This is a genomic window from Microvirga sp. HBU67558, from assembly GCF_018069605.1.
In the GTDB taxonomy this organism is placed as follows: Bacteria; Pseudomonadota; Alphaproteobacteria; order Rhizobiales; family Beijerinckiaceae; genus Microvirga; species Microvirga terrae.
The window spans coordinates 21,890-47,736 of sequence record NZ_JAGPUP010000527.1 but is presented as its reverse complement, the minus strand read 5'-3'; the positions used below and the strand labels follow the sequence as shown (position 1 = coordinate 47,736).

The 25,847-nt window shown below is 63.2% G+C and carries 32 protein-coding genes and 1 pseudogene; 12 read left to right on the top strand and 21 right to left on the bottom strand.

Annotated features, from left to right (window positions below; translation table 11 throughout):
* On the top strand, nucleotides 1-551 hold a 551-nt coding region (locus tag KBI52_RS17205; RefSeq protein ID WP_247654459.1), incomplete at its 5' end, for an IS630 family transposase.
* 12 nt (nucleotides 552-563) lie between these two features.
* Here the strand turns inward: KBI52_RS17205 and KBI52_RS17200 are convergent.
* The 11 genes and pseudogenes from KBI52_RS17200 to KBI52_RS17155 all read right to left on the bottom strand — a co-directional run bounded on the left by KBI52_RS17200 (nucleotide 564) and on the right by KBI52_RS17155 (nucleotide 7,522).
* Nucleotides 564-857, bottom strand: a complete 294-nt coding sequence (locus KBI52_RS17200; RefSeq protein WP_210808962.1) for a hypothetical protein — start codon at nucleotides 855-857, stop codon at nucleotides 564-566.
* Between the two features lie 86 nt (nucleotides 858-943).
* A complete protein-coding gene (locus tag KBI52_RS17195; RefSeq protein WP_210808959.1) occupies nucleotides 944-1,390 on the bottom strand; it encodes a CBS domain-containing protein in 447 nt (148 codons plus the stop codon).
* 73 nt (nucleotides 1,391-1,463) lie between these two features.
* On the bottom strand, nucleotides 1,464-1,727 hold the full coding sequence (locus KBI52_RS17190) for a lipoyl domain-containing protein (RefSeq protein ID WP_210808956.1): 264 nt from the start codon (nucleotides 1,725-1,727) through the stop codon (nucleotides 1,464-1,466).
* A gap of 46 nt (nucleotides 1,728-1,773) precedes the next feature.
* Entirely contained in the window at nucleotides 1,774-2,205 is a 432-nt protein-coding gene (locus KBI52_RS17185) for a nuclear transport factor 2 family protein (protein ID WP_210808953.1), read from the bottom strand.
* Nucleotides 2,206-2,746: 541 nt separating this feature from the next.
* On the bottom strand, nucleotides 2,747-2,989 hold the full coding sequence (locus tag KBI52_RS17180) for a hypothetical protein (RefSeq protein ID WP_210808950.1): 243 nt from the start codon (nucleotides 2,987-2,989) through the stop codon (nucleotides 2,747-2,749).
* Between the two features lie 26 nt (nucleotides 2,990-3,015).
* A protein-coding gene (locus KBI52_RS17175) for an IS630 family transposase (protein ID WP_210808949.1) occupies nucleotides 3,016-3,962 on the bottom strand; the annotation gives its coding sequence in 2 pieces (ribosomal slippage) (nucleotides 3,016-3,627 and nucleotides 3,630-3,962; 945 coding nt in all).
* A 348-nt stretch (nucleotides 3,963-4,310) separates the two neighbouring features.
* Nucleotides 4,311-5,345 (bottom strand): patatin-like phospholipase family protein, encoded by a 1,035-nt coding sequence (locus tag KBI52_RS17170; RefSeq protein WP_210808946.1) that lies wholly within the window; start codon nucleotides 5,343-5,345, stop codon nucleotides 4,311-4,313.
* A 231-nt stretch (nucleotides 5,346-5,576) separates the two neighbouring features.
* Nucleotides 5,577-5,822 (bottom strand): annotated as a pseudogene (locus KBI52_RS33025) (magnesium transporter); the annotation flags it as partial.
* Nucleotides 5,823-5,879: 57 nt separating this feature from the next.
* Nucleotides 5,880-6,143, bottom strand: a complete 264-nt coding sequence (locus tag KBI52_RS17165) for a hypothetical protein (protein ID WP_210808944.1) — start codon at nucleotides 6,141-6,143, stop codon at nucleotides 5,880-5,882.
* 305 nt (nucleotides 6,144-6,448) lie between these two features.
* The gene (locus KBI52_RS17160) at nucleotides 6,449-6,589 is read right to left on the bottom strand and encodes a hypothetical protein (protein ID WP_210808941.1); all 141 of its coding nucleotides are present in this window, start codon (nucleotides 6,587-6,589) and stop codon (nucleotides 6,449-6,451) included.
* A gap of 687 nt (nucleotides 6,590-7,276) precedes the next feature.
* On the bottom strand, nucleotides 7,277-7,522 hold the full coding sequence (locus KBI52_RS17155) for a hypothetical protein (protein WP_210808939.1): 246 nt from the start codon (nucleotides 7,520-7,522) through the stop codon (nucleotides 7,277-7,279).
* A gap of 141 nt (nucleotides 7,523-7,663) precedes the next feature.
* Between KBI52_RS17155 and KBI52_RS17150 the strand changes: the two genes are divergently transcribed.
* The 3 genes from KBI52_RS17150 (at nucleotide 7,664) to KBI52_RS17140 (ending at nucleotide 9,455) form a co-directional block, all read left to right on the top strand.
* On the top strand, nucleotides 7,664-7,894 hold the full coding sequence (locus KBI52_RS17150) for a hypothetical protein (protein WP_210808935.1): 231 nt from the start codon (nucleotides 7,664-7,666) through the stop codon (nucleotides 7,892-7,894).
* A 190-nt stretch (nucleotides 7,895-8,084) separates the two neighbouring features.
* Nucleotides 8,085-8,348, top strand: coding sequence for a hypothetical protein (locus KBI52_RS17145; RefSeq protein ID WP_210808931.1), 264 nt, complete (start codon nucleotides 8,085-8,087; stop codon nucleotides 8,346-8,348).
* Between the two features lie 3 nt (nucleotides 8,349-8,351).
* Nucleotides 8,352-9,455, top strand: a complete 1,104-nt coding sequence (locus KBI52_RS17140) for a DUF6635 family protein (protein ID WP_210808928.1) — start codon at nucleotides 8,352-8,354, stop codon at nucleotides 9,453-9,455.
* A 98-nt stretch (nucleotides 9,456-9,553) separates the two neighbouring features.
* Here KBI52_RS17140 and KBI52_RS34200 read toward each other — a convergent pair whose 3' ends face one another.
* From KBI52_RS34200 to KBI52_RS17120, 4 genes are all read right to left on the bottom strand, one after another.
* On the bottom strand, nucleotides 9,554-9,757 hold the full coding sequence (locus tag KBI52_RS34200) for a hypothetical protein (RefSeq protein ID WP_371823183.1): 204 nt from the start codon (nucleotides 9,755-9,757) through the stop codon (nucleotides 9,554-9,556).
* A 123-nt stretch (nucleotides 9,758-9,880) separates the two neighbouring features.
* Entirely contained in the window at nucleotides 9,881-10,495 is a 615-nt protein-coding gene (locus KBI52_RS17130) for a class I SAM-dependent methyltransferase (RefSeq protein ID WP_210808926.1), read from the bottom strand.
* 42 nt (nucleotides 10,496-10,537) lie between these two features.
* Complete coding sequence (locus tag KBI52_RS17125; protein WP_210808924.1) at nucleotides 10,538-11,017, bottom strand: DUF411 domain-containing protein; 480 nt, start codon at nucleotides 11,015-11,017, stop codon at nucleotides 10,538-10,540.
* Between the two features lie 267 nt (nucleotides 11,018-11,284).
* Nucleotides 11,285-11,917: a trans-aconitate 2-methyltransferase gene (locus KBI52_RS17120; protein ID WP_210808922.1), complete on the bottom strand. Its 633-nt coding sequence runs from the start codon at nucleotides 11,915-11,917 to the stop codon at nucleotides 11,285-11,287.
* An 81-nt stretch (nucleotides 11,918-11,998) separates the two neighbouring features.
* Here KBI52_RS17120 and KBI52_RS17115 point away from each other — a divergent pair, with 81 nt between their 5' ends.
* Together KBI52_RS17115 and KBI52_RS17110 are read left to right on the top strand one after the other, a co-directional pair.
* Nucleotides 11,999-12,943 (top strand): hypothetical protein, encoded by a 945-nt coding sequence (locus KBI52_RS17115; RefSeq protein WP_210808920.1) that lies wholly within the window; start codon nucleotides 11,999-12,001, stop codon nucleotides 12,941-12,943.
* A 28-nt stretch (nucleotides 12,944-12,971) separates the two neighbouring features.
* Nucleotides 12,972-13,367: a cytochrome c family protein gene (locus KBI52_RS17110; RefSeq protein ID WP_210808918.1), complete on the top strand. Its 396-nt coding sequence runs from the start codon at nucleotides 12,972-12,974 to the stop codon at nucleotides 13,365-13,367.
* Nucleotides 13,368-13,399: 32 nt separating this feature from the next.
* Here KBI52_RS17110 and KBI52_RS17105 read toward each other — a convergent pair whose 3' ends face one another.
* Together KBI52_RS17105 and KBI52_RS17100 are read right to left on the bottom strand one after the other, a co-directional pair.
* On the bottom strand, nucleotides 13,400-13,837 hold the full coding sequence (locus KBI52_RS17105; protein ID WP_210808916.1) for a YqaA family protein: 438 nt from the start codon (nucleotides 13,835-13,837) through the stop codon (nucleotides 13,400-13,402).
* Nucleotides 13,837-14,091, bottom strand: a complete 255-nt coding sequence (locus tag KBI52_RS17100) for a DUF1289 domain-containing protein (protein ID WP_210808914.1) — start codon at nucleotides 14,089-14,091, stop codon at nucleotides 13,837-13,839. Before KBI52_RS17100 ends, KBI52_RS17105 begins: the two co-directional genes overlap by 1 nt.
* An 87-nt stretch (nucleotides 14,092-14,178) precedes the next feature.
* Between KBI52_RS17100 and KBI52_RS17095 the strand changes: the two genes are divergently transcribed.
* Both KBI52_RS17095 and KBI52_RS17090 read left to right on the top strand, forming a co-directional pair.
* Nucleotides 14,179-14,457: a metal/formaldehyde-sensitive transcriptional repressor gene (locus KBI52_RS17095; RefSeq protein ID WP_210808912.1), complete on the top strand. Its 279-nt coding sequence runs from the start codon at nucleotides 14,179-14,181 to the stop codon at nucleotides 14,455-14,457.
* Nucleotides 14,458-14,516: 59 nt separating this feature from the next.
* On the top strand, nucleotides 14,517-15,659 hold the full coding sequence (locus tag KBI52_RS17090) for a sulfite exporter TauE/SafE family protein (RefSeq protein WP_210808910.1): 1,143 nt from the start codon (nucleotides 14,517-14,519) through the stop codon (nucleotides 15,657-15,659).
* Between the two features lie 274 nt (nucleotides 15,660-15,933).
* Here the strand turns inward: KBI52_RS17090 and KBI52_RS17085 are convergent, their stop codons facing one another.
* Complete coding sequence (locus KBI52_RS17085) at nucleotides 15,934-17,277, bottom strand: Nramp family divalent metal transporter (RefSeq protein ID WP_210808908.1); 1,344 nt, start codon at nucleotides 17,275-17,277, stop codon at nucleotides 15,934-15,936.
* A 166-nt stretch (nucleotides 17,278-17,443) separates the two neighbouring features.
* Here KBI52_RS17085 and KBI52_RS17080 point away from each other — a divergent pair, with 166 nt between their 5' ends.
* A complete protein-coding gene (locus tag KBI52_RS17080; RefSeq protein ID WP_210808906.1) occupies nucleotides 17,444-17,875 on the top strand; it encodes a Fur family transcriptional regulator in 432 nt (143 codons plus the stop codon).
* 163 nt (nucleotides 17,876-18,038) lie between these two features.
* Nucleotides 18,039-19,052 (top strand): MBL fold metallo-hydrolase, encoded by a 1,014-nt coding sequence (locus KBI52_RS17075; RefSeq protein ID WP_210808904.1) that lies wholly within the window; start codon nucleotides 18,039-18,041, stop codon nucleotides 19,050-19,052.
* A gap of 57 nt (nucleotides 19,053-19,109) precedes the next feature.
* Here the strand turns inward: KBI52_RS17075 and KBI52_RS17070 are convergent, their stop codons facing one another.
* Entirely contained in the window at nucleotides 19,110-19,706 is a 597-nt protein-coding gene (locus tag KBI52_RS17070; protein WP_210808902.1) for a hypothetical protein, read from the bottom strand.
* A 368-nt stretch (nucleotides 19,707-20,074) separates the two neighbouring features.
* On the opposite strand from KBI52_RS17070, the gene KBI52_RS17065 reads away from it, so the two are divergent.
* Complete coding sequence (locus KBI52_RS17065) at nucleotides 20,075-21,355, top strand: M20/M25/M40 family metallo-hydrolase (protein ID WP_210808900.1); 1,281 nt, start codon at nucleotides 20,075-20,077, stop codon at nucleotides 21,353-21,355.
* A gap of 179 nt (nucleotides 21,356-21,534) precedes the next feature.
* The gene (locus KBI52_RS17060; protein WP_210808898.1) at nucleotides 21,535-22,200 is read left to right on the top strand and encodes a transglutaminase-like cysteine peptidase; all 666 of its coding nucleotides are present in this window, start codon (nucleotides 21,535-21,537) and stop codon (nucleotides 22,198-22,200) included.
* Nucleotides 22,201-22,268: 68 nt separating this feature from the next.
* Here KBI52_RS17060 and KBI52_RS17055 read toward each other — a convergent pair whose 3' ends face one another.
* The gene (locus tag KBI52_RS17055; protein WP_210808896.1) at nucleotides 22,269-23,285 is read right to left on the bottom strand and encodes a murein L,D-transpeptidase family protein; all 1,017 of its coding nucleotides are present in this window, start codon (nucleotides 23,283-23,285) and stop codon (nucleotides 22,269-22,271) included.
* Between the two features lie 188 nt (nucleotides 23,286-23,473).
* Nucleotides 23,474-25,747, bottom strand: a complete 2,274-nt coding sequence (locus tag KBI52_RS17050; protein ID WP_210808894.1) for a heavy metal translocating P-type ATPase — start codon at nucleotides 25,745-25,747, stop codon at nucleotides 23,474-23,476.
* Between the last annotated feature and the right edge of the window lie 100 nt (nucleotides 25,748-25,847).

The following is a 25,847-nucleotide window of genomic DNA, read 5'->3' as shown; positions in this document are numbered from 1 at the left end:
TAGGAGCGGGACCGTTTACCAGTTTCCGCTTGCCCATCGGACTTGACCGCTCAGACGGTATCTACGTCAACACCAAGATGACCCGCCTGCGGGGGCGCTCGCGCAAAGGCCAGCGGCTGCGGATGAGCGCTCCCTTTGGACACTGGAAGACGCATACCTTTGTGGCCGGGCTGAGTTGCAGCGAGTTGAGCGCGCCCTGGATCATCGACGGCCCGATCACTCGATCGGCGTTCGAGGCTTACATCGAGACGCAGCTCGCGCCGACGCTGCACGAAAGTGACGTGGTGATCCTCGACAACTTGGCGGTCCACAAGAGTGAAAAGGCCGCGCAGTGTCTGAAGCAACGCGGCGCCTGGTTCCTGTTCCTGCCGGCTTATTCGCCCGATCTTAATCCAATCGAACAGGCCTTCGCCAAGATTAAAGCCCACTTGCGCAAGGCCGAGGCGCGAACGTTCGATGCGCTTTGGCGAGCGCTCGGGGGCATCTGCGATTTGTTTGAGCCGCAAGAATGTTGGAATTACCTCAAAGCTGCCGGCTATGCGTCCGTTTAACCGTCCGATGCTCTAGGCTGATGGCCTCCGCTTTGGATACGTGAAGCGTTTCTCGAAGGCCTGGGGATGACCGACGAGAAGCGAAGCTTGCGACGGCAACTCGCTGTCCTCGATCCGCTCAAAGCCTGCCAAAGCATGCAGAGGGCCCGGATTGGGCAGGCTGGCGAAGAGCATGATCGGACCGGGGCCGGTCGTGGCCACCAGCATCATTTGGCCCGGGCATCCGAGCTTCACGAACCCGCTCTCGAACTGATCCTGAACCTCGCTCCATTCGGCCGGGGCGATGATCCTGCGAACCCAGATCATGAGGCGTCCCCCGGCCCGACCCCGTCAACCTAAGTGAACTCTTGTGGAGGAGGGGCCACAGTCGGGCCCCTCCCCTACATCCCACCTCAGGTCCGGGATCCACCGGTCTGGCTGTGCTGGCCACCCGGCTGCGAGATGCCGGCCACGGCTTCACCAACGCGACCGGAGCCATCCGACATGGCCATGTCACCCAGCGAGATGATGCCGACCAGGCGCTTGTCCCTGGTGAGCACCGGCAGGCGCCTGACCTGGATGTCGGCCATATTGCGGGCGACGTCGTTGGTGTCGTCATCCTCGTAACAATACTTCACGTCCTGGGTCATCACCTCGCGGATCGGTGTGTCGGGGCCCTTACCCTCGGCCACCGCGCGAACCGCGATATCACGGTCGGTGATCATGCCGACCAGCCGATCACCCTCACGCACCGGCATGATGCCGGCATCCATCTCGGCCATCAGTTTCGCCGCGTCCCGGATGGTCTGGGTGAGCTCAATCAGCCGAACATCCCGTGTCATGACTTCACTGACTTTCATGAGTTCCTCCTCTCATCTCCAGGCGCCCCGGTCAGATGTTGTGTTCATCATCGTCTCGCCTCTTACTGGGCGATCAACTACCACCACCGCTAATACTTCCGGCATCCAGACGGGCCAGCAGCGTTCCCGGCTCGATCACCGCGCCTTCAGCCGCCGCAATGGCAAGCCGGCCTGGTGCCGGGGCGATGACCTCGTGCAGCGCCTCCTCGAGCCGAATGGCCGCGACGGGATCCCCGGCGGCGACGGTGGACCCATCGGGCACGAGCCACCGCTCCAGCACGCCTTCGGGCAGGGTCGCCGTGGCCCACAGATCGTCAGGGACTTTCACATCCAGCATGCTCGCCTCCGTCCAAGCTTGGTTCGGCGCCATTCCCATCTTGACCCTAGGCAGCCTTAGCCCCTTCTCCGGCCACCCGAAGAGTTCCGCATCCGACGGCAACTGCCGCGGTGTCCATGAACTCGGTGAACGCGGCCACCTTGCCATTCTCGATCCGGAAGGCATGCAGGAAGCGGTCGTCGATGGTCTGCCCGGTCGCAACCGCGCGGGAGCTCGAGTGTCCGAAGCAGAACACGTGATCGCCGGCGTCATGGAAGCTGTCGGGGGAGAACTCCTCGAACGTAAAGCCGCGAGCCAAGTCCTCGAAGAAGCGCCGGACCGCGTCCTTACCGCTGCGGGTTCCAGCCAGTGGCACCCAGGCTGGATTGCCGACGCAGTCCCATGCGATGGTGTCCGAGCAGTGCTCCAGAATGGTGTCGATCCGCCCGTCGCCGAACGCCCTATAGAGCATCTGCACCAGTTCGACATTGGTCTGCATAGCACCCTCCTTCGCTATGCGACCCGGAGACCCGAAGCGGATCTCGGGTCGGCCTAACGATTATACACCCTGGATCGAAGCGCGGACGAAAACATCGGTGTTTGCTGCGTCGCCGACCCACTAAGGCTGCCCTACACTCTGCGTCTGCAGCAAGGCATGTCAGACAGCAGGAGATCGTTGAACGCGGGTAGAAGATTTCAGAAACCTGCTCTTGCCCGGATCTGAATTCATTTTGCACCGCACAAATTTGTCACAGCTTTCCTGGCTTGAATGCGGCAGATGCGTTAACTTCACGTCAGCCCGCAGCAATCGCTGGGAAAAGGAAGAGCTAAATGGGCCAGAGCTTCTGTCCACAGTGTTCCTGCGATGCAGCATCTGTCCTGAGCTTCGCCACGAATGACGGGTGCTTCGCCGCCGCTGTTCAGTGCCACGTCTGCGGATTTGAGAAGCCCACCGATCGAGGGTTCGAGGACGAGCAGACCGCCCGCGAGGCTGCCACCCATGCTTGGCTGGAGGGAACAGAGCCCCTCCCCTCAACTCCTCAGGCCTGCTCTCTTCTAAAGTAAACTGGGTCGAGCGCATAATGCCTGGCTTGCTCGTTGGCCTGATCGACAGCTTCATCCAAGGTGAGGAATGGTCCACTCACGGCGATGGCAGTCCCATCGATCAACACCGTCACCGTGTACTCTATCCCATGCCCGGGCCGCACCACTTCCGTCAAGACGATGTTGTTGTCCTGATCTATCGGTTTCTGATCGGGTGTCAGGACATGGAGGTCAGGCATCTCGGATCCTCTAGAGCATTTTCGACTTACACGGGTTCATAGCCGCTGTTGGTGAGATAGTTCTGGCACTCCTCGGGCGAGAACTCATCGAGCAGCGCGCCAATGGTGGCCCAGAGAGCTTCTTTCGTCCGCGCCGCGGCCTTGCGCAGCAGTGCCTTAAGTTTCGCAAACACCTGCTCGATCGGGTTCAGGTCCGGCGAGTACGGCGGCAGGTACAGCAGACTCGCTCCTGCCGCCTGGATCATCTCCCGGATGCCCGCGACCTTGTGGGCCGCCAGGTTGTCGAGCACCACCACATCACCGGGCGAGAGTTCCGGGATCAGCACCTGCTCGACATAGGCGCGGAACACCTCACCGGTCATCGGGCCGTCGAGCACCATCGGGGCGATGAGACCGCTGGCGCGCAAGCCCGCTACAAATGTGGTGACCTTCCAGTGCCCCCACGGCGTGGCATCGACCACGCGCTCGCCCTTAGGACCCCAGCCATAGCGGCGCGTCATCGTGGTGGTGGTGCCTGTCTCATCCAGGAACACAAAGCGGGTGCTGTCCATGTAGCGCTGCCACACACGCCAGCGCTGACGCTCGCGCGCTACATCCGGCCGGTCCTGCTCGGCCGCCCGGAGCGACTTTTTTTGTGCCGCAGGCCGAGACGGCGCAGGGTCAGCAGGATGGTGGAGAGAGCCGCCACCACGATCCCGCGGGCTTTCAACTCAGCCTGGATCTCGGAGAGCGTGATGCCAGACTTGGCGGCGACCAGACTGCGCAGCAGATCCTCATGTGGCTCAAGCACCGGGCGACGATGCCCACCAACCCGGTCAGGAGCAAGAGAGCCGGTCTTGCGCACCCGCTGCATCAGCTTCACGGCTGCCGACGGGCTGATCTCGTAACGCACAGCGGCTTGGCGGATCGAGCTGCCCTTCTCAACAGCCCGGGCAATGCGTCGGCGAAGGTCCTGAGAAAGTGGTGCGGTCATGGTGAGCCTCGCTGCTCACGCCCCCACGCACTAGGGAATCAGACACCTCGATTCCGTGCAACTCCAAACTGCTCTAGATGATCGAGCCTGCGATAGCTGATGATCCATGGAGGATGTGGCTGGCCGATGGCTGACACCCGATTGATGTAGCTTCCGTGAAGAACGTCCGCTTGTCACTCACTGAGCAGACCAAAGCGTAACTTCTGGACCGTGCTAAGAGCCGCCCTTCCGGGTTGGAAACAATCCTCGCGCTACAACAGTATCGGGCCCCAGGATAGCCCCCGGCAGCCCATTGCGCCTGTTCGCTTCCAGCTCGGAGCACTTCGGCAAGGATTAACCGAGGCCTTTTCAAACCCCGCGATCCAAACGATCCGCTGCCTTACGACCGGCATCTCGTAGGGCCAGCAGGAAGTCCCAATCCAGGTTGAGTGCACTGGCCTCGCTCAAGGCCGGATACTCCACCTCCGCCGTGAGGTGGTGGAGCCGCAGTTTCTGCAGCTTGCGGGCGAGGCGGGAGCCCTGCTCATGGGGACCGGCAAGCTTCTTCATCGCAGCCAGCGCGTCCATGTCTCGCGCTAGGGAGCTGGCGAATGTGATCTGCTCGATGCGCTTTCGGATCTCCGACGCGGAGGTTGGCATCTCAGCTCCAACAGAAGGCATGATCTGCACGACCAATGCATCCGTGGCCCGTGATGCGGAAACGAGCGGGAGCAAGGGTGGATTGGCCGAGTATCCGCCGTCCCAGTACGCCTCACCGTCGATGGTCACCGCATGATGCAGGACGGGCAGGCAGGTCGAAGCTAGGATCACGTCGAGCGTCAGGGCCTTTTCGCGGAAGATCCGTAAACGCCCATCACGCACCCGCGTCGTGGCGACCAGCAACTTGAGTTTCGAATGCTGCCGTAGCGCCTCGAAGTCGACCTCCTCTGCCAGGAGCGTCTTCAGGGGGTGCAGGTTGAACGGATTGAACTGGTAGGGCGAGAGGTGGCGGACTGCGACCTCCATGGCGAGGCCGGCATGAGCATGACCTCTGGGCGCCGCCTCGCTGGCCCGCCGCCAGAAGCGTTCAAGGATTTCCTTTGCTGCCTCGGGACCGCCCTGAGCCAAGCCGGATGCAAGCAGAACCGCGTTCACGGCACCGGCGCTGGCGCCGCTGACCGCATCAAACGTGATGCTCTCGTCCTCCAGCAGGCGATCGAGCACGCCCCAGGTGAAAGCCCCGAAGGACCCGCCGCCTTGGAGGGCCAAGGACAAGCGCCTCTTCTTTGCAGCAGGTTTGCTTGCAACAGAATTGCGCTGGGACCGGAGGCGAAGCGGAAGATGATCCTCGACCTCATGGTGGAGCGGGAAGAAGGCGAGGTAGTCATCGGGGGCGAACTTCATGGATCCTCGTTGTGCGGCGCACCATGCCGGCGCCGGGCGTCAACGTTGGCTTACCCTGGCTGTTCCAAGGATAGTGAGCAGGCCAGGTCTGTCGTCACCGCAATCCTCGCTCAACAAGGCACCAGATTGAGCAATCCGATGTACCCACTGCAGGAGTAGCCTCCTCCTCGTAAGCCTGGCAGTCGGAACCGTCACCGAGATCGCACATTGGGAAGCTACGCGTTTACCCCATAGGGAGACCACATAGCCGCGCCCGAGAAGCAGGTGGGTTTCGCCAAAGGCGATCCGCGCCCTCCACCATCTGAGCGGTGCGGGCAAGGACGAACAGCGCCTCGCCCTATTGCTCCACCTTGGGCCGCTGATGCGCCTTCAGGGCATCCTCCATGGCAAGTTTGTGCAGGCCGACCCAGACCACATGCCCTGGCTTGTGGGCCAGTCTCCTGCCTCCTCGATGGCAATGTCGGTCACGCGTCGGCCTTTTGACGGGCGCTTTCATCCGCCGCTAAACGATGACCAGGAGTTAATCCCCCTGCCCTAAGACCCGCGACCTGCTCCAGAACCGATGCCCTGCGCCGAACCCACTGTGTGATAAGCAACGCGAGAGCACGCCTCAAAGCGGTCGAGGAGGCGCCGTGCCGCTTCCTGCGCCATCAGATGCCAGTAGCGTTCGACATCCTGCTCGATGCGCTTGTCTCGCTCCGCACCGGAGAGGATGGGATACCAGCCCGAGCGCTCAATGGCTTCCTTCAGCAGCGCCCGCGCTTCCGCTTCCACCTGATCTGGTCCGATGTTCGCCATTCCACTCACGCCCTGACGTGGTGCCCGGTCAAGAAAAAGACCGCTGTTCCCAGCGGCCCTAAGTTGAGAGGGGCAAACCCTCTTTCCAGAGAACCGTTGCGTCCCTCGTCCAGAACGCGCCGATGCGAAAGATAGTGACGACAGAGCGGTTGATTCTGGAATTCTATGTTGTCAATGCACCCATGCGTGCAATTCAATGCACACTCCGCCTGCGGGCGCCCATCAGGTTACAGCAGTCGCTTGTGACGGCTCTCTGCCTCGACGATGAGCTTGTCGCCGAAGCGACGCTCGAGCTCGGACGCCGCTTAGGGCGAGGCCTCGATGACAATGCAGCTTGGATTGCCTGCCGCTTTCACAACGACGCCAGACACCTGGCAGACCCACTCCTCGGCCGTCATGGTGTCCGACCGTGCCTCCCGCCGGATCGCGACAACGAGGGTGGCCATGACCAACCCTCCTCATGTCGGGTCTCACTCTATAACAGCTTGTCCAACAAAAGGGCTCCGCCTCCGTGAGAACCGACAAGTCTGCGTCTCTTTAAAGCCGCCCAATCTTCACCGGCTTCACAACCTCGTAGGTGACGGGAAATCCGCGGAACCTCGCAGGCCTCTGGTCGGCCGGCAGAACACCAGGTGCTGTCAGGCGAACCACAAGAAGATCGCCCTCTGGTGTGGGGCGGCGGGCGACGGTCGCTGCACCCTTCGGTGCACCGAGCATATCGAGCAGATCCCTTCGGATTTGAAGGTCCGCTTTCCTGGCGGCGCCATTCGGGCTTTGGGGATCGATCATAGCCTCGGGGCCACCCTCCTTGGCGTAGGTCTGTTCTGCCAACGATGGACGCTTCGGGAGCATCTTGTTCCGCGGATATTTGCCAACAGCCTGTTGGCAAATATGCTCCTCCGCCGGATTGCAATCTACCAGAACGTTTCCGCATCTTTGAACCAACGGTACCGCGTTTCGCCATTCGTTGCCACACATAGCGATCGGGCCACGAGGCTCCATCCAACGAGCGCGTGTAATCGCCGACTGGGACAACAACTGACTGCGTCCCTCATAGAGGTGTCCACACATTCCACAGGGTCGGAACAAACAGTCAACAATTCTGTGGCGGGCAGGATCTCGAATCGGTAGCGTCACAGCTCACACAGGAGAGCACGATGACCGAACAGGTTCTGGCGGCATGCGCCGGTTATCCGGTCGAAGCTGACGTCACGGCCGTGATTGAGGCTTGCGGAGGCGATCCGAGAGCCGAGATCAAAGTCCTGCTCGTCGAGCAGCGCATTCAGGAGCAACGGATTGAACGATTGGCTGCGGCTCTGTCGTTCGGGCATGTCCGCGGAAGGATCCATGCGACGCCGCACCGCTCCGGCTCGGGTCATTGTGGAACAATCCAATCATGATGCCTTCGAGCGCGGGTTCGCCCATCTCTGTCATCGCCGCCCCAGGCCGAGAACCAACATAGAGAACTTTGAGGCTTCAATCCCATGCGACACGGTTATTCGAGGCGGTCCCGGCGGGTCATGACCCGTGAGGTCGCCGACAGGCTGCTGGAGTCCCTGCGGCCGACCCGTCACCTCCTCACGCGGGCGTTAGCGGACATCCAGATCGGAGGTCCGGAATACCGCCAGATCGATGGTGTGGTGCAGGAGATCGACAGTCTGGCCAAGGTCCTCATCGGCGATGGAACTCACTACTATCGAGAGAGCCATCATCCTGCTCAGGGAAACGGTCCAGAGCGTGGAAGCCGATAGCCATTCCGAGGCGGGGCAGAGTGGGATTACACCGGGTCCTTGCCCCCGATCTTGTATCGCGCTGGCTCAATCCCCACGTCAGCCTAGCCTTAGGGTCCGGGCCCCTCTGGCGAGCGGGTCGCCGCTCGCGATGTCGGACTTCTTCTCTTGCCTTTGCGCCCACGAGCGCGACCGCAACTGGGGATCCACCATGGACTACATTGCTTTTCGGACAACCACCGGCCCTAAACCCGCAGACCGTCTGCTGGCCATCGTCATCAGATTGGCCGTTCTGGCAGCCGCTGGCGCTGTTCTGCTGGCTCTTGTCCTCGTTGGCTTCTTTGTCGTGCTCCCGCTGATGGTGATCGGCGGCATCGCGTCATATGTCTACTTACGCCGTCGCGTACATCAGGCCCAGCAGCGCTCGCAAAGCGGTGTGATCGACGCCGACTACACGGTCATCATTCACCGATAGCGTTTGGAAGCCTCCCCTCTGACGGTCGAGAACCCTGATGCTCGCCACACCGTTGATGCAGGCAGGCTTCACCCTTCCCTAAAAGCAGCGTGCTCGATGGTAGACGACCTTACCGTGCAACCTGAGGAGAACGGCCGGCTGACACCCGAACAGGCAGGCCGCATCGTTGCCGATGCTGGGCGCCGCTACTTCGATAGCCGCCGATCCCGTGTCGATGCGTTCGTCGACCGTCACTTCTCACTTGCCGGCTCGGCCGCGATCCACCGCAAAGCGGTGGGATGGGACATGCTGAAAGCGCCCGTCAACATCACGCTTGCGGTGCCGCAGTTGGCCACCCGGCTTGCGGCGGCTGGCGCTCAAGCCGTCGGCGCCAGGCGAGCCGCAGACTATCTCGGTTCGAGAAAACTGTTGTTCGACACGGCTGTCGGCCAGGAGATCGAGTGGCTCATCATGACTGAGCTCCTGGAGCTCCCGTTCCGACAGGGTGAGCAAGAGTCCCGCAAGGATGCCTTGGCTGGAATCATCTTGTCCGCCCCAGAGGTTCAGGAAACGCTGAGAGAAGCGCTCCTGGCGATCGGACGGCGCGGGGACGATCCCGCCTTCCGGCAGCGGCTCGAGGATTCCATGGCGATCTATGCCGAAACACGGGCCGCGGCCGCCGAGATCACGACGGCACTGATGACAGTTGGAGCCGGAGCCGTTGCCGTAAAGCAGGCCACGCCTGGCGTGATGACGCTCGGGCCAGTCCTCGCCACCACGCTGGCGCAGCAGGCGGCGATCGCGTCTTTTCCTCTGGGGGCAGGCCTGGGCAGTGTGTGGTATGGCTTTTTCCCGGCGGCCGTATCGCCGGTGCTGATCGGCGGGGTCACGGGCGGTCTCCTGGCGGTCAGCTCCATCGCATCAGCCTTCGCCGGCATTGTGGCCGACCCGATCCAGCGGCAGCTTGGCCTGCATCATCGTCGGCTGTTCCGACTGATCGATGCCTTGGGGCGTCAATGGCAGGCTGAGCGGGCGGAAGCTGGTTTTACCGCCCGCGATCCTTACGTAGCACGATTGCTGGACCTCGTTGATCTTCTGGGCAGCGCCTATCGGTTGGCGAAGGCGTGACAAGGTCAGGTTCCAGAAGGTGAAATCTGAACACTGATCACGGTTGTCCGATTTCCACTGGCCTCACGACCTCATAGGCAATAGAATATCAACATGGGCTACTCTCGCAGGAATGTCTGGATTTCCTCGGGCGTCGCTTTGCCGTCCTTGTCGGCACCGACCCTATCGAAGATCCGTTTGTGAATGGCCATCACCCCAGAATGGTGTGTATCGGCTGCGGTGGTCTGCGCGGTGGCCGCTGTCGTCATGCCGGCGGCAATCATCATGGCCAAGGCGGCTGTGCGTGACAGTGTGGTCATCATCGTGGGGTCCTCTTTGGCGTCAGGCGCTCAATGGAGCGTGTTGGTGACATCGGGGGTCCGGCTTCGCCCTCAACCGATCGGGTCTTTGACCTCGTCTTGCGCAGCCCTCCCGGCAGCATCCGCTCAGGCGCTTTTCGCGCACCCTTCGTAGAGGAAGGTGAAAGGCTTCGGCCCGGGTGCGTAGCCCGTCCGCAGATCGTCCATCCTGAACCCGGCCCCCGTGATGAGATCCGCTATTGGGCGGTTGAGATGGCAGCCCCCAGTAAGCGGCCTCCACGCGGGTGTGAGCCAATCCTGGAAGCGGATGACCCAGGGATCCGGCGCCCGGCCATGCTCGACGAACAGGAGATCCCCGCCAGGCCTGAGGACCCGCCGCATCTCGGCCAGGGCGGCCTTGGCGTCCGGGATCGAGCACATGGTCCAGGTGGTCACGACCGCATCCACGCTGCCTGTGTCGAGTGGGATCGCCTCAGCGGATGCCGTCAAAAAGGAAATTGGCCTGTTGCCCGCCTTCGCCCGCTGCGATGCCATCTCGATGAGAGATTGTGACGGCTCCAAGCCGATAATCTCGGTCACGGTGGAACCGTAGAACGGCAGATTCAGGCCCGAGCCGATCCCGACCTCCAGTACTCGGCCGTGAGCCGCCCCGGCAATCCGTCGGCGATATTTGGCAAGCTCTTTGTTCCTCATTGAACGATCAATAAGGCGGGGCAGCACGACGTCGTTGTAGAAACCCATCTTACGCCTCCGCATCATGCCCTGTGATGGCCCCGGAACCCCTTAGGCCTGCTGGCCGCCCCGGTACCGCGCGAAGGTTCGCTGGCCCGACGGCCCGAACAGGACCACCTCGTAGGTGTCGGGCTCCATGCCCTCGACCTCCATGCCGGGCGATCCGACCGGCATCCCCGGAACGGCCAGCCCGACTGCCTGCGGCTTCTCGGTCAGCAGGCGCTTGATCGATGCGGCCGGCACGTGCCCCTCGATCACGTAGCCGCCGACCTCGGCGGTGTGGCAGGACGCGAGCGCCTTGGGGACGCCCAGGCGCGTCTTCACACGGTTGATCTCGGGGGTCTCGATCACGGCGACCGGGAATCCGGCCTGCTTCAGGTGGTCCACCCATCCGGAACAGCAACCGCAGCTCGGATCCTTGGTGACCGTCACCTTCGGCAAGCCCTCGGCGGCCCGGAGCGGGCCGGCAACGGCGGCTCCGGCCAGCCCGGCGATGAAGGCCCGCCGGGTGCATGCAAACGCGGTGCGCATGGCGCTCTCCTGTGTTTCGGAATAGGATTGGTGAACATGATACGCCTCATCGGAAGAAAACCTATTTGACGAGCACCGCGATCACGAGGACCACGACGACGAGGGCCAGGAGCCCGAACAGGCCCATGTTCCACATCCTCCCTCCGCTCATCAGGTCGTGCATCATGGCGTCCCCCTCTCTTCACTCGGCGGCAATCCTGATCTCCTCGGCATCGTCGGTCAGGCGCTCCACATCCTCACGAGCATGTAACGAAGCGCTTTCCGACGTCACAGACTTTGGCTGCCACGCCGCCGGAATCTGGTGAACACGAAGCGCTGGCGTCCGCCCGAGGGCGTCTGATGGTCCTCCTCAAACGCGTCGAGGCGATCGAAGTCGGGGCCAAGAAGGGTGGCAATGGCATTTTGGTCAGCCCGAAGGACAGGCAATCCGCTGCATCGCTCGGGCCCGCTTGGGGCGAAGCCCGAGATCACGACGAAGCCGCCCGGTCTGACCGCTCGCCGGAGGGCGTCGGCATAGGCGGCCCGGTCCCGCTTTTCCGTCAGGAAGTGCAAGACCGCCCGGTCGTGCCAAAGGTCGACGGTGAGATCGGGCTTCCAGGCGGCGAGGTCGGCCACGATGAAGCGGACTGTCTGCCCCTTGTCACCAAGGCGAGCCCTCGTCTTCGCCAGGGCGGCGGCCGAAATGTCGAGCACGGTGATGTTGCTGAACCCTTCGGCGAGAAGGGCGTCCGGCAGGTGCGAGGCCCCTGCCCCGGCGTCGAGGATGCTCGCGTCCTTGGGAAGGCCGCAGGTCCGGATCAGGCGCAGGGAGGTTTCCGGAATCGCCTGGAACCAGCTCACCGCGTTCCCGGCCTTGGTTGTGAAAATGCTGTTCCAGTGCTCCTGCCGCGCGTCAGACATTGGGCTGCTCCATCGAACCCGGCGCCAGCGCAATGGTGACATAAATCCGGAGCAATGTTCGGAAATCAGGAGAATCCCGTCATGTTGCCGGGTTGCCGCACCGCCTTCACCCTCTTGGCCCTTCTCGCATTCAGCGCCTCGGAATCCGCCCAGCAGTCGCAACAGGTCTTCCCGCTGCCCGAAGGCGCCTACGCGCACGACGCGGCGCCCGCCCCAGACGGCAAGGTCTGGTACTCGGCCCAGCGCAATGGCGCCCTCGGCATCTTCGATCCGAGCACAGGCCAAAGCCGCGAGATCAAGCTTGGGCCGAAATCGGCTCCGCATGGCGTGATCCAAGGACCCGACGGCGCGGCCTGGCTCACCGACGGCGGACAGAATGCCATCGTGCGGGTCGATCCTCAGACCGAGAAGGTGAAGGTCTGGAAGCTTCCCGACGAGACCGGCTACACCAACCTGAACACCGCCGTGTTCGACAAGGACGGACTTCACTGGTTCACAGGGCAGAACGGGTTCTACGGCCGACTTGATCCGAGAAGCGGCGAGCTGAACGTCTGGAAGGCACCACGCGGTCGCGGTCCCTATGGCATCACCGCCACGCCGGAGGGCGACGTCTATTATGCCTCGCTCGCCGGCAACCACATTGCCCGCATAGACAAGGCGACTGGCGAGGCGACCGTGATCGAACCGCCAACGAAAGGCCAAGGTGCCCGCCGCGTCTGGTCGACTCGAAGGGGCGCATCTGGGTATCGGAGTGGAATGCCGGTCAGATTGGGCTGTACGATCCAAAGGCGAACGCCTGGCGGGAGTGGAAGCTGCCGGGTGACAAGCCACAAGCCTACGCCGTCTATGTCGATGAGAGTGACATGGTCTGGGTGTCCGACTGGGGCGCCGACGCTATCGTGTCCTTTGATCCGGCCACCGAACAGTTCACGAGCTATCCGATGTCAGAGGCCGACGCCAACGTGCGCCAAATCCTCGGGCGCCCCGGCGAGGTCTGGCTCCCGGAGTCGGGGGCAGACCGGCTGATGGTGATCCGCACAGCCCGGCGGTCACAGTGATCTTGCGACTTGTTCCTGCGGCAGCCCTTCTGCTGGGCGTCACCGTCGTCAGCGCACACGCAGATGGTGGCGACCCGGTGAGGGGCGAGAAGGTGTTCCAATACTGCTACTCGTGCCACTCCGTGCAGCCCGATGAAACAACCCTGCAGGGGCCAAACCTGCACGGGGTTGTCGGCCGCAGGATCGCGTCGCAGGAGGGGTTCTCCTATTCCCTGGCCCTGCGTGCCTTCGCCCAACAGGAGGAGCGCTGGACCGAGTCCCTCTTGGGCCGCTATCTGGCTGCTCCCTACAAGCTGGTTCCAAAGACCAGCATGGCTTTCCCCGGCGTCGAGGCGCAGGACGAACGCGCCGATCTGATCGCGTATCTTCGTTCGAAGGGCAGTCCTTTCTGAGGGGCCAGACACCGGGGCTCGGAATTTCGCACCTACATCCAACCCAGGGTGAATCCCGCGACCCCAAGATAGCGGGCGGTCTTGGCCACCACGATAAAGGCAAGGAACACCGGGAAGGGCTCGCGCAGGACGCCCGCCACAATGGTGAGCGGATCCCCGATGACAGGCATCCACGACAGCAGCAGAGACCAGCGCCCGTAGCGGCGATACCATCCCTCCGCCTTGGTGACCTGCTTCTGCGTGAGCGGGAACCAGCGCTGGCCTTGGAACCGGGTGATGAAGCGCCCCAGATACCAGTTCACGCAGGAACCCAGGATGTTGCCGACGCTGGCGGCTAGAACCAGCAGCCAGACATGGTAGTGCTCGGCCAGCAGCATGCCGGCCAAGACCACCTCCGACTGGAACGGGAACACCGTCGCGGACAGGAACGCGGTCCCGGCCAAGCCGAGATACTCGAGAAGATGCTCCATCAGTTGGGCTGTCCGCTCCCGGACAGAACCCGGAACGTGCGGCGTACCTGCCGGGCAACCCGATCTGTGGATGCCTCGTTGTCGGTCCGGACCTGCTTCACGCGCCGGGGCAGCTCTCGCAGCAGTGCCGTGCGCCGGTATGGCGTCAACTTCCGCCATTCCCGGATCTCCGGGATCGTCCGCCCGCAGCCGAGACACCAGCCGGTGCACCCGTCGAACTCGCACTCGGAGATGCAGGGATTGTCCTTCTTCACGCTTTCTCCTCGCCTGCGGCAAACGATGGGGTGGACATCAAATAGGGTAGCCCCCTATATGATGCAAGACATCAGCGAGGAGGCCGCATGTCCCACACGATCAAAGAGAAGACCAAGCTTCTGGCCCGGGTTCGCCGGATCAAGGGTCAAGTGGAAGCCATCGAGCGGGCGCTGGAGGCCGAACTCGGCTGTGCCGACGTGCTGATGCTGGTCGCATCCGTCCGCGGGGCTGTGAACGGCCTGACCGTCGAGCTGATGGAGGATCATATCCGCAGTCACGTCGTTGATCCGGCGCATGAGCCGGACCCGGAACGGGCCAAGGGTGCCGCCGAGCTCATCGAGGTGGTCCGCACCTACCTGAAATGAACCCATTTTGCAGCGGCCGAACATCCTGATTGTCGCCAGAAGACATCTCTGGATAACCAATGCCTGATATTGCTCAACTCCTTCAGTCCGGCGGCAACCGCTGGCTGCATCTTCCCTTTGCCGTGCTGCTCGGCGCCCTGCACGGGCTGGAGCCCGGCCACTCCAAGACGATGATGGCCGCCTACATCGTGGCGATCCGCGGCACCATCGGCCAAGCCATCCTACTCGGCGTCTGCGCTGCCCTCTCCCACTCGCTCGTGGTCTGGATCGTGGCGATGGCTGGCCTGTCGTTCGGCCGAGAGATCCTGAACTCGCATTTCGAGGCTTGGCTGCTGATCACCTCGGGCGTGATCATCATCGGCATCGCCGCCTGGATGTTCTGGCGCACCGGCCAGAGCATCGGCTGGTTCCGGCGCCATCACCATGGCCATCATCACCATCACAACCATGATCATGACGGCCACCACCATGACGAGGTCCGGACCATCGATACCGGACATGGCATCGTCGAGCTGTCGGTGTTTGAGGACGGCGTGCCGCCCCGCTGGCGTCTGCGGACCCTGAGCGGCCATGGCTGGGCGCCTCAGGACGTGACCGCCGAGACCGAGCGCCCGGACGGCTCTCGCCAGGCCTTCGCTTTCGTCGATCAGGGAAGCTATCTGGAATCCGTCGAGGAGATTCCGGAGCCGCATGCGTTCACAGCCCGGATGCGGCTGTCCCACGGCGACCATGCCCACACCTACGCAGTCACCTTCGCCGAGCATGATCATGACCATCATCACGATCACGCCCACCTTGATGAGGACGCCCACGAGCGCGAGCACGCTGAGCAGATCGCCCGTCAGCTTGCAGCCAACGGCGGCAACGTTACCACAGTCCAGATCGCTCTCTTCGGCATCACCGGTGGCCTGATCCCCTGCCCGGCCTCGATCACCGTACTCTTGATCTGCCTCCAGCTCGGCCAGTTCACCCTCGGCGCCGCCACGGTGGCCGCCTTCAGCCTCGGATTAGCGATCACGATGGTGTCCATTGGCGTCGCGGCCGCGTGGGGCATTCAGCATGCCTCAAAAAAGATCAACTTCTCCGACCGCCTGCTCCGGCGCCTGCCGCTGGCCTCGGCCGGCCTCGTCGGCGTGCTCGGGGCCATCATGCTCGTGCAGGGCTTCGTTGATCTCGCAGCACCTGCGACCGCCCTGTCATAGGACTCCCGTGATCGAGGTCCACACATGGGGCGAGCTGACGTTCGCCCCATGTGGATTTCTCATACTTCCTGCGGAAGGCCGTCAGGGAACCGCGGTGGCCCAGAATCTCCAGGGCAGGAATCCCGCCGAAGCGAGCACCGGCCAACGAGCCCGGCGTCGTCCCTTGACCAAGCCATCGTGACGGATGTCGGCTACACTCCGGCTACCGCTTTCATTCTGCCTAAACCTGTCCAAGCGGCCTGCCTGAATGTTCACGGTCAGGATCCTGAAGACGCTAGGCTCCCGTCAGAAAGTCCACGATCAGCTTGACATTGAGCGTGATGACGATGCCGGCCACCACCCCGGCAACCCCGGTAAGCCATCGTGGTGCAACGAGCTCTCCCATTTTCCTGCGGCTGGCCGTGATCATCACGAGCGGGATGATGGCAAACGGAAGTTGGAGGCTCAGGATGACCTGGCTGAGGATCAGCAACTTCGTAGACCCGCTGGCCCCATACGCAATGGTGACTAGAGCTGCTGGAACGATTGCGACGGCCCGCGTCACCAGTCGCCGCAGCCATGGCGGCAGCCGGATGTCGAGGAATCCCTCCATGACGATCTGGCCGGCCATGGTGGCGGTGACGGTCGAGTTCAGCCCGCAGCAGATCAACGCGACGGCGAACAGCGTCGGCGCCATCGCCGAGCCCAGCAGCGGAGACAACAGCATGTGCGCCTTGTCCAGATCCACGACGCCCGTGTTGCCCGTCCGGTTAAAGGCGGCCGCCGCAAGAATGAGGATCGATGCGTTGATGGTCAGGGCAAACATCAGGGCCAGGGTGCTGTCGATCGTGGCGTATTTCATCGCCTCCCGTTTCTCCGGCAGGCTCTCGCCGAAAGCCCGGGTCTGCACGATGCCGGAGTGCAGGTACAGGTTATGCGGCATCACCGTCGCGCCGATGATCCCGAGCGAAAGATAGAGCATGTCGGGGTTGGAAATGATCTCGGTCGTCGGCGCGAAGCCTCGGACGACCTGTCCCCACTCGGGATCGGCCATGGCAATCTGCACGAGGAAGCAGACGGCGATCACCCCCAAGAGGGTGATGACGAAGGCCTCGATCCACCGGAAGCCCTTGTTCTGGAGATAGAGGATCAGGAACACGTCAAGGGCGGTGACCAGCACCCCGATCTCAAGCGGAATGCCGAACAGGAGGTTCAGCCCGATGGCTGTGCCGATCACCTCGGCGAGGTCGGTCGCGCAGATCGCGATCTCGGCCAGGAACCAGAGCGGGTAGGAAACCGGACGCGGGTAGGCATCCCGGCAAGCCTGGGCGAGGTCCCTCTCGGTCGCCACCGCCATCCGGGCGCACAGGTGCTGGAGAATGATCGCCATGATATTGGACAGCAGAGCGATGACCAGGAGGGCGTAGCCGAACTTGGCCCCGCCGGCGAGCGAGGTCGCCCAGTTGCCGGGGTCCATGTAGCCGACGGCCACGAGGTAACCGGGGCCGAGGAACGCCGCGAGCTTCCGCCAGGGGGAGGCATGCGAACGCACGGCGATGCTGCGATGGACGTCGGAGAGCGACGGGGATCCTCGCTCGCGCCGCCAACTCACCAACGTGCGTCCGGAACCAGTATCCATGGCCAAGCTCATTCTCGCAATTGCAAACGAATTGCAACTTCAACCCTGCTCCTGTTCGAGGCGATTGGCAAGCCGCTCTCGTGATGGTCGAGTGGTGATATGATGGTTGCGGATCCCAACGGAGCCGGCTTCGGGTTCGGCGGAATCCCAGTCGGAGCTGCCGACCATGACGAACCGGATTGAAACGCAATGCCGCGCGCATGGGCTGAGATTGACTGGGCAGCGTCGCCTGATCGCCCAGGTTCTGGCCGCGGCGACTGACCATCCCGACGTCTACGAACTGCATCGCCGGGTCAGCGAACGCGATCCGCACATCAATCTGGCTACCGTGTACCGGACGATGAAACGCCTGGAAAGCGAGGGTATCGTCGAGCGCCAGGCGTTCCGGGACGGCCGATCCCGGTACGAGGGGGTCTCAAAAAAAGGTCACCACGACCATCTGATCGACATCGAGACGGGAGCGGTCGTCGAGTTCAGGAATGCCGAGATCGAGCGGTTGCAGGAACTCGTTGCCCGGGAGCTTGGCTATCAACTCGTCAGCCACCGCCTGGAGCTCTACGCGGTCCCCTTGGCAAACGTCAGCTCTCGAAAGAATTGATAACGGGCAATGTCGAGGTATGGCCGCTTGTCCGGGCGAATGCCTCCTGGCTACCCTCCAAGTTGGGTTTCGCTTAGGCCGGATGGTTGCCGCGAATGCATGATCTCCTCAGCAGAGGTGATTATTGGGTGAAGCCCGTCAGAGCCCACTTAGGGAGGGTTTGATGTTTTCGATTTCAAAGACATCCTTGGCCGCGTTCGCCATCGCCACGGTCATCGGCGCTGCGTCGGCAAACGCTCAGACCGCACCAGCCGGAGACACCCCGGACGTCCATCTGAAGCTGGCCAAAGAGGCGGCGGGAACGGACTTCCTTGGCACGCTCGGCCGGCTCTGCATCCTGCCGGCCACCGGCCCCGGCGCTGATGTCGCTCCGGGTGCGCCTCCGGCCCGCGAGACCTGGTACGCCGACCCAGCGAAGGTGTTCGACAACCTCTACTTCGTCGGCGGCAAGATCCACTCCGCCTGGGCGCTCACCACCAGTGACGGCATCATCCTGATCGACACGATCTATCCCTACAATTCCGAGGAATTGATCGTTGGTGGCCTGCAGAAGCTCGGGCTCGATCCGAAGCAAGTCAAATACGTGATCATCACGCACGGCCACGGGGACCATGTCGGCGGCGCCAAGATGATGCAGGACCGCTTTGGTTCACGCATCGTGATGGGTGAGCCCGACTGGCGCTTCGTCGAGAACTCGGTCAATCGCTACGGCCAGGGCGAGACCAGCGTGAAGCCCAAGCGGGATATCGTCGCCCAGGATGGGCAGAAGATCACCTTGGGTGACACGACGGTGACCCTTGTCTTCACCCCTGGGCACACCGAGGGCACGTTCTCGCTGTTCTTCCCGGTGCAAGACAACGGCAAGCCGCTGACGGTGGCCTATTCGGGCGGGACGGCGTTCAACTTCGTCAACACGGTCGAGAACTTCCAGACCTACATCAACTCGCAGCGCAAGATGGTCGACATGGCCAAAAGCCTCGGAGCGACGGTGGTGATGTCGAACCATTCCGAGTTCGACAACGCGGTCAACAAGATCAGGATGATCCCTGGCCGCAAGCCGGGGGAGCCCAGCCCGATTGAACTCGGAGCTGACGCCGTTAGTCGCTACTTCAAAGTCTCCGAGGAGTGTGCCCGGGTGGCGCAACTGAAGCTGCAACAAGCGTCCAAGTCCAATTAATCGGATGGGGCGGTTTGCTCAGGCATGGCCTTCTCCAGATGGGCTGAACGGTCCTGATCACATGGGTGGCTTCACGCCATTCTTCTCCAGGGTGGCACGGGTCGCCGAGACGGATCCGTCGGGCTTCTTCTGACCAAAGATGAAAACCGCCGCTCCAGGTTTCACCAGACTCGCGTCCCCAGGCACAAAGGCGACCACCGGCACGTCGGGCGGAACGGTGATCTCCGCTTCCTGGCCCTTGTAGGTCACCCGCAGCACCTGTCCCTGCGGAGCGGCCGCGACCCCGGCGACGGTGGCGTTCGTCATGAGGCTATCCGGAGCGAGATCCCAGGCAAACTGCCCCTCGCCCACTCCCGGAGGGAGGAAGTGCACCTCAAGAGCCCGCAGCTTTCCGTCAGATCCTCGGACTGAGGTCGAGGCAATGTAATCGCCGGTCCTGATGTCGGAGAGACTGCGCTTCTCGACACCGGTGACAGCGAAGTTCGGCGCCATGGTAACCGGCACCTCCTGCCCTGCCGGGGTTTTGACCGTCAGGGTCTGCCCCTCAAGCTTCTCGACCGTGCCGCGAATGCGGGTGGGTGTTCCCTCGGGAGCTTGGGCGTGGGCGGGGATTGCCACCAGAGCGAAGAACGCTCCAAGCAGGGGTGACCGCATGGGTAGCCTCCGGGATCGAGACCCGGCTCCGCACCGGGCTTGTCGGCACACTACACGACCGCTTCACAGGGTTTCCCGTCAACGGTGCAAAAGGCGTGGCACGAGGTCTGCACGCATTCGTGATCCTGCTAGGGTAGCCTGAACCGATGCCGCTGCCGGTCTCTTAATGGCAAAAGTCGGTCCTGCAGCGATAGCCATCGGTGGCGGGCGAACACCTTGACCACTCCCAGGACTGCCATACTGTTAAGGCGGTAACCCAAAGGGGTAATCGCCCCGCCGTGTTGCTGCCTTTCCCGGGCGTTCCAACGGACTTCAGAGGTTGGCGGAGCGTCCGGAGTCTCCCCTCCGTCTGAAGGCCACTGACATCCATGACTTCCAAACACCGTCGCCTGCCCTTCGCCCTTGTCGCCATGGCCATGACCATGGCCGCCGGCCCTTCCCTGGCTGAGCCGGTTACAGCCATCCAGGATCTCGCCAAGCAGGAACAGCAGCCGCTGCTGGATACTCTTCGCGATCTGGTTTCCATCGAGTCGGGCAGCAAGGATCTGGAAGGCTTGGCCAAGATCGCCGACCTGATCGCCGATCGCCTGAAGCAGCTCGGGGGCAAGGTCGAGCTGATCCAGCCGGCCGACATCTACCGCATGGACGACACGCCCGAGAAGGTCGGCGCCATGGTGAAGGCCGAGTTCCAGGGTACCGGCAAAGCCAAGATCATGCTCATCGCCCACATGGACACTGTGTACCTGCCTGGCATGCTCAAGGAGCAGCCGTTCCGCATCGACGGCGACAAGGCTTATGGCCTGGGCATTGCTGACGACAAGCACGGCATCGCCACCATCCTGCACACCATTGCACTGCTGCAGAAGCTCGGCTTCAAGGACTACGGCACGCTCACTGTGCTGATCAACGGTGACGAGGAAATCAGCTCCCCTGGCGGGCGCAGCACCATCACCCAGATCGCCTCCGACCAGGATGTCGTCCTGTCATTTGAGGGCGGCGGCACCGACGGCAGCGTGCGCCTTGCCACCAGCGGCATCGGGGCAGCGTACCTGACCGTGCACGGCAAATCCTCGCACGCCGGCGCCCGGCCCGAGGGTGGCGTCAACGCGCTTTACGAACTCTCGCACCAGCTGCTGCAGTTGAAGGACCTGTCGCAGAACGACCGTGGGCTGAAACTCAACTGGACGGTGTCACAGGCCGGCACCAACCGCAACGTGATCCCGGCGGAGGCAACGGCGCAGGCTGATGCCCGGGCGCTGAAGGTCTCTGATTTCGACCAGCTCCAGGCGACGCTGCAGGAGCGGATCAAGAACCAGCTACTGCCGGAGGCGAAGGTGCAGCTCAAGTTCGAGGTGCGTCGGCCGCCGCTGGAAGCCACCGACGCCTCCCGCAAGCTGTCGTCACACGCCAAGTCGATCTACGACGAGATCGGCGTGCCGATGAAGGTGCTGGATGCTCCCAACGGCGGCGGCACCGACGCGGCCTTCGCGGCACTGAAGACCAAGGGCGCGGTTGTCGAGGGCTTCGGTCTGAGCGGCTTCGGGTCCCACTCCAATGACGCCGAGTACATCCAGATCGGCAGCATTGCCCCACGCCTCTATCTGACCACGCGGCTGATCATGGACGTCTCACAGGACAAGGTGAGGTAAGGGACTTTCTGACGCGCCATGACGAGTACTGCCATGGCGCGTTCCCAGTCCTGCTAATGAAGGGTGGGAACGAACGCTAACGACCGACCGTTAACTTCTGTTTAACTTCTGCCTTGAATCCGCCATTCCCGCCGTGTCATGAAGATGAACACTTCCTTAACGACACGTCGGCGGGGGCAATGCGGCACTCTCTTCTTGGGCTTCTGAACGTTCGGCCTTTTTCCCAGAACACGCTCCGCCTTGCCACCGTGTCTCTGTCGTTCACCGTCATTGCTGCCGCTGTTCAGGCGCAAACCGTGGCAGCCCCACCAGCCTCATCACAATCCGTCGCGAAGGTAGGCACCGCCAAGCCGATCGCCGCCTGGACCCGCTTCTGCCAGCAGAGGCCGGAGGAATGTGCCGTCGACGCTTCCGAACCGGCCACCATCGCTCTCACACCCCAAGCTTGGAAGACCATCGTCCAGGTCAACCGTCAGGTGAACGGTGCGATCAAGGCCAAGACCGATAAGGACCACTGGGGTGTCGAGGACCGCTGGGACTTCGCCGAGGACGGCTACGGCGATTGCGAGGACTACCAGCTCGTCAAGCGCAAGCGCTTGGTTGAGGCCGGTTTTCCCCGTCGCGCCCTGCGGATGACCGTGGTCATCGACGAGGAAGGCGCCGGGCACGCCGTGATGATGGTCCGCACCGATCGCGGTGACTTCGTGCTCGATAACAAGAAGAACGCCGTCCTGCCGTGGCACCAGACCGGCTACACCTACGTCAAGCGTGAGGGCGATACCGGCTCGGCTTGGGCCTCGCTCGGTGGAGCGTTTGTCTCACCGACCGTCACGGCCGGCCGCTAACGCCTCTTTCCAGTCAGGCATCGCAGAAGGCAGGGTAGGTTGATCGGCCCTGCCCCGCCGTGCCGGTTCTATTGGGATGCCCTCTGTGACGCGTACGACGTACTGGTCGGGGATCCTTGCCGCGGGCTCCCATTTGCGTTCAGGAGGATTTCACGCGGCCCGGCCGCCAGGGCTTCCGGGCGGCTGACATCACCCAAACGATTCCGGGTACTGGCGTCTACCGCCAGCGAGCCGTCCTCGCCAGGCGACAGGGCTTCGCGGAAGACCCGGTTCTGCCCACCGTCGGCATAGACCACTCTGACGGGCTGCACGCCCCTGGCCACCAGAGCGGCCACCTGCTGCTCGTCCCTCTGCTGTTTCTGGGCCACGGCAGCGGCCACGGACGGATCACCCGCATCGAAGACATAGCGCCCGCTGCCGACCCCGACCTGCGGCTCCTCGCGGGTGACCTCGAAGGTGTCGTTGCCTTCCTTCAGGTTGTTCCAGAACGCGATGTTCGGGTCGAGGCGATGCTTAGCCAGGTTCTCGGCCGTCATCCGGAACGGATAGGACTGGAACTGGAAGCCACGTTGACCACCGGCAAAAGCCTCCCGAGCGATGGCATAGATCTCTGCAATGCTCTCATCCGTCATGGCAAAGCAGCCGGCGGACGAGCACGAGCCATGGACCATCAGCAGGCTGCCCGTGCGGCCCATCTGCTGGTCATAGGCATTCGGGAAGCCGGTGTCGAAGGACAGGTGATAGTTCGAGTTCGGGTTCATCTGCCCGGGGCTGACCGTGTAGAAGCCCTCCGGCGCCTGGCGGTCACCCGTCTGGATCTTGGGGCCGAGCTGGCCCGACCAGCGGCAGATGGGATACGTCTTCAGCAGGGCGTACTTGCCGTTGGCTCCCCGCTTCCAGACCTCCATCTCCGACTCTTTCTTGAACGCCCGAATCAGGATGGGGTCGCTCTTGGACATGCCCTTGCTGTCCATCAGCGCCATGGTGGACTGCGGAATCGGCACAAGATGGCGCGTGGACCGATTGTCACCCTGGCAGGCGGCAAGCGCGAGCACGAGGCTCGCAGCCAATGCGATACGCTTCATGATGGGGACCCCGCGTTGTGATCTGCCCGGGTAGTGAGGCCGGACAGTCCCCGATTTCTCTTAATTTTTCGGCTTCAAGGCTGCTTGCCGCAGCGCCGGCCAGTCACACCAAAGCTTGCGGTCAAGTCCGGCAGGATTGAGGCATGCGGCGCTCATTCCCCGTGATCCACACCGACGGAGCGACGGCATCAGGTCCGTCCGCCGGCCACGAGCAGCCGCATGGCGTTGGCGGTGACGAGCACCGTCGCGCCCGTATCGGCCAGGATCGCGGGCCACAGGCCCGTGATGCCGAGGATGGTCGTCACCAGGAACACGGCCTTGAGGCCGAGCGCGATGGTGATGTTCTGGCGGATGTTCGCCATCGTGTCCCGCGACAGCCGGACCATACGGGCAACGTCGAGGACGCGCCCGTGCAGGACGGCGGCGTCGGCGGTCTCCAGGGCCACATCCGTGCCGCCGCCCATGGCGATACCGACATCGGCAGCCGCCAAGCCGGGGGCATCGTTGATGCCGTCGCCAATCTTGGCGACCACTTGGCCCTTAGCCTGGAGCTCGCGCACGATCGCCTGCTTGTCCTGCGGCATCAGCTCGGCCCTTGGCTCGATGCCGAGCCCGGTCGCAATGGCCTCGGCCGTGCGGCGGTTGTCGCCAGTGACCATTAAGGCCTTCACGCCCGCCCGGTTAAGGGCGTCGAGTCCCTCCTTGGCATCGGGCCGCGGCTCGTCACGCATGGCAATCAGCCCGGCCACCTGATCTCCGGCCAGAAGCACCGAGACCGTTTTGCCCTCATCGTTCAGAGCAGTGATGCGGGCCGTCTGCTCCGGCGTAAGTGGAACCTTCTCTTCAGCCGCCTTGGCCGAACCAAGGAAGAGCGACACGCCGCCGACGTTGCCGGTCACGCCCTTGCCACCGATGGCGGCACCATTCGCGGCCGGAGGGACTGGGGCCTTGGCCTCCGCCGCCTTGGCCAGGACCGCTGTAGCGAGCGGATGGCTCGAACCCGTCTCGAGGGCCGCAGCGAGCGAGAGAACCTCCCGCTCCGAACGCCTCACTGGGATGACGTCTGTGACCTTGGGCTTGCCTTCGGTGAGCGTGCCGGTCTTGTCGAAGGCGGCCATGGTGATCTTGCCGAGGCTTTCCAGCACGGCTCCACCCTTCATCAGCAGGCCACGGCGGGCGCCCGCCGACAGGCCGGCAGCGATGGCGGCCGGGGTCGAGATCACCAGGGCACACGGGCAGCCGATCAGCAGGATCGCTAGGCCTTTGTAGATCCACTCGCCCCAGGACGCGCCGAAGAGAAGCGGCGGCACGATGGCGACCAGGGCGCCGACCACGAGGACGGCGGGCGTGTAATACCGGGAAAAGCGGTTGATGAAACGCTCGGTCGGAGCCTTGCTCTCCTGGGCTTCTTCGACCAGGCGCACGATGCGGGCGATGGTGTTGTCCTGCGCCGCCGCAGTGACACGGACGCGGATCGCCCCATCGCCGTTGATCGTGCCGGCGAACACGGTGTCGTCCGTCCCCTTCCGCTTCGGGGAGCTCTCACCCGTGACCGGGGCCTCATCGATGGCGCTCTCGCCTGAGACGATCAGACCGTCCGCTGGAACCCGATCACACGGACGGATCAGGATGATCGACCCAACCATCAGGGTGTCGGCCTGAACCTCCTCGGTCGTTCCGTCGCGTTCGAGCAGCGCCGTCTTCGGCACCAGCTTAGTTAGGCCTTGGATGCTGGCGCGGGCCCGACCGGCGGCCACGCCCTCGAGAAGCTCGCCAACAAGGAACAGGAAGACCACCATGGCGGCCTCCTCCGTCGCCCCGATGATCACGGCGCCGACGGCCGCGATGGTCATCAGCATTTCGATTGAGAACGGCGTGCCGAAGCGGGCCGCCACGATGGCGCGCCGGGCAATGGGAACGAGACCGACGGCCATGGCGAGGACGAAGGCCCAATGTCCGGTCTCGGGCAGGAGTTGGCCAATCCCGTAGGCGGCCACGAGCGCCAAGCCACAGGCGATGGTCAGGAGCCCGCGCGTGCTCTTCCACCACGGGCCTTCGCTGGGCCCATGATCGTGCAGATGCCCGTGCAGGCCGGCGGAAGCCTCCTCATCGTGAGCGTGCTTATCGCCATGATGATCGTGATCGTGGCCGTGATCATGGTCGTGGTCGCAACCAGGTCCATGCACGTGTCCATGATTGTCCTTGTGGCCGTGCTGCCTTGCTCTTGAGGGGCCCGCTGGTCCCTGCCCGGTGACCTTGTACCCGAGCGTTGAGATCCGCTTTGCGAGCGCGGCGGGTACAACCGTGTCATCGTGGTCGACCGTTACGGTTCCTGCCGGGACCGAGACGTTCACGTCGGCCACGCCAGGCGTCCGCCGGAGGGCCGTATCGATCTTGGCCGCACACGAGGCGCAGTCCATCCCGGAAACCCGGTAACGGGTGCGCTGCTCCTTCGATGACATGGTCTGGGGCTCCTCTTCGTGGCCGCCGGGCAGATTGCAGGCCTCACGCATCACTACGCTCACAAAACTGCTTCACTTCGATTCGCGGAGACCCTACATC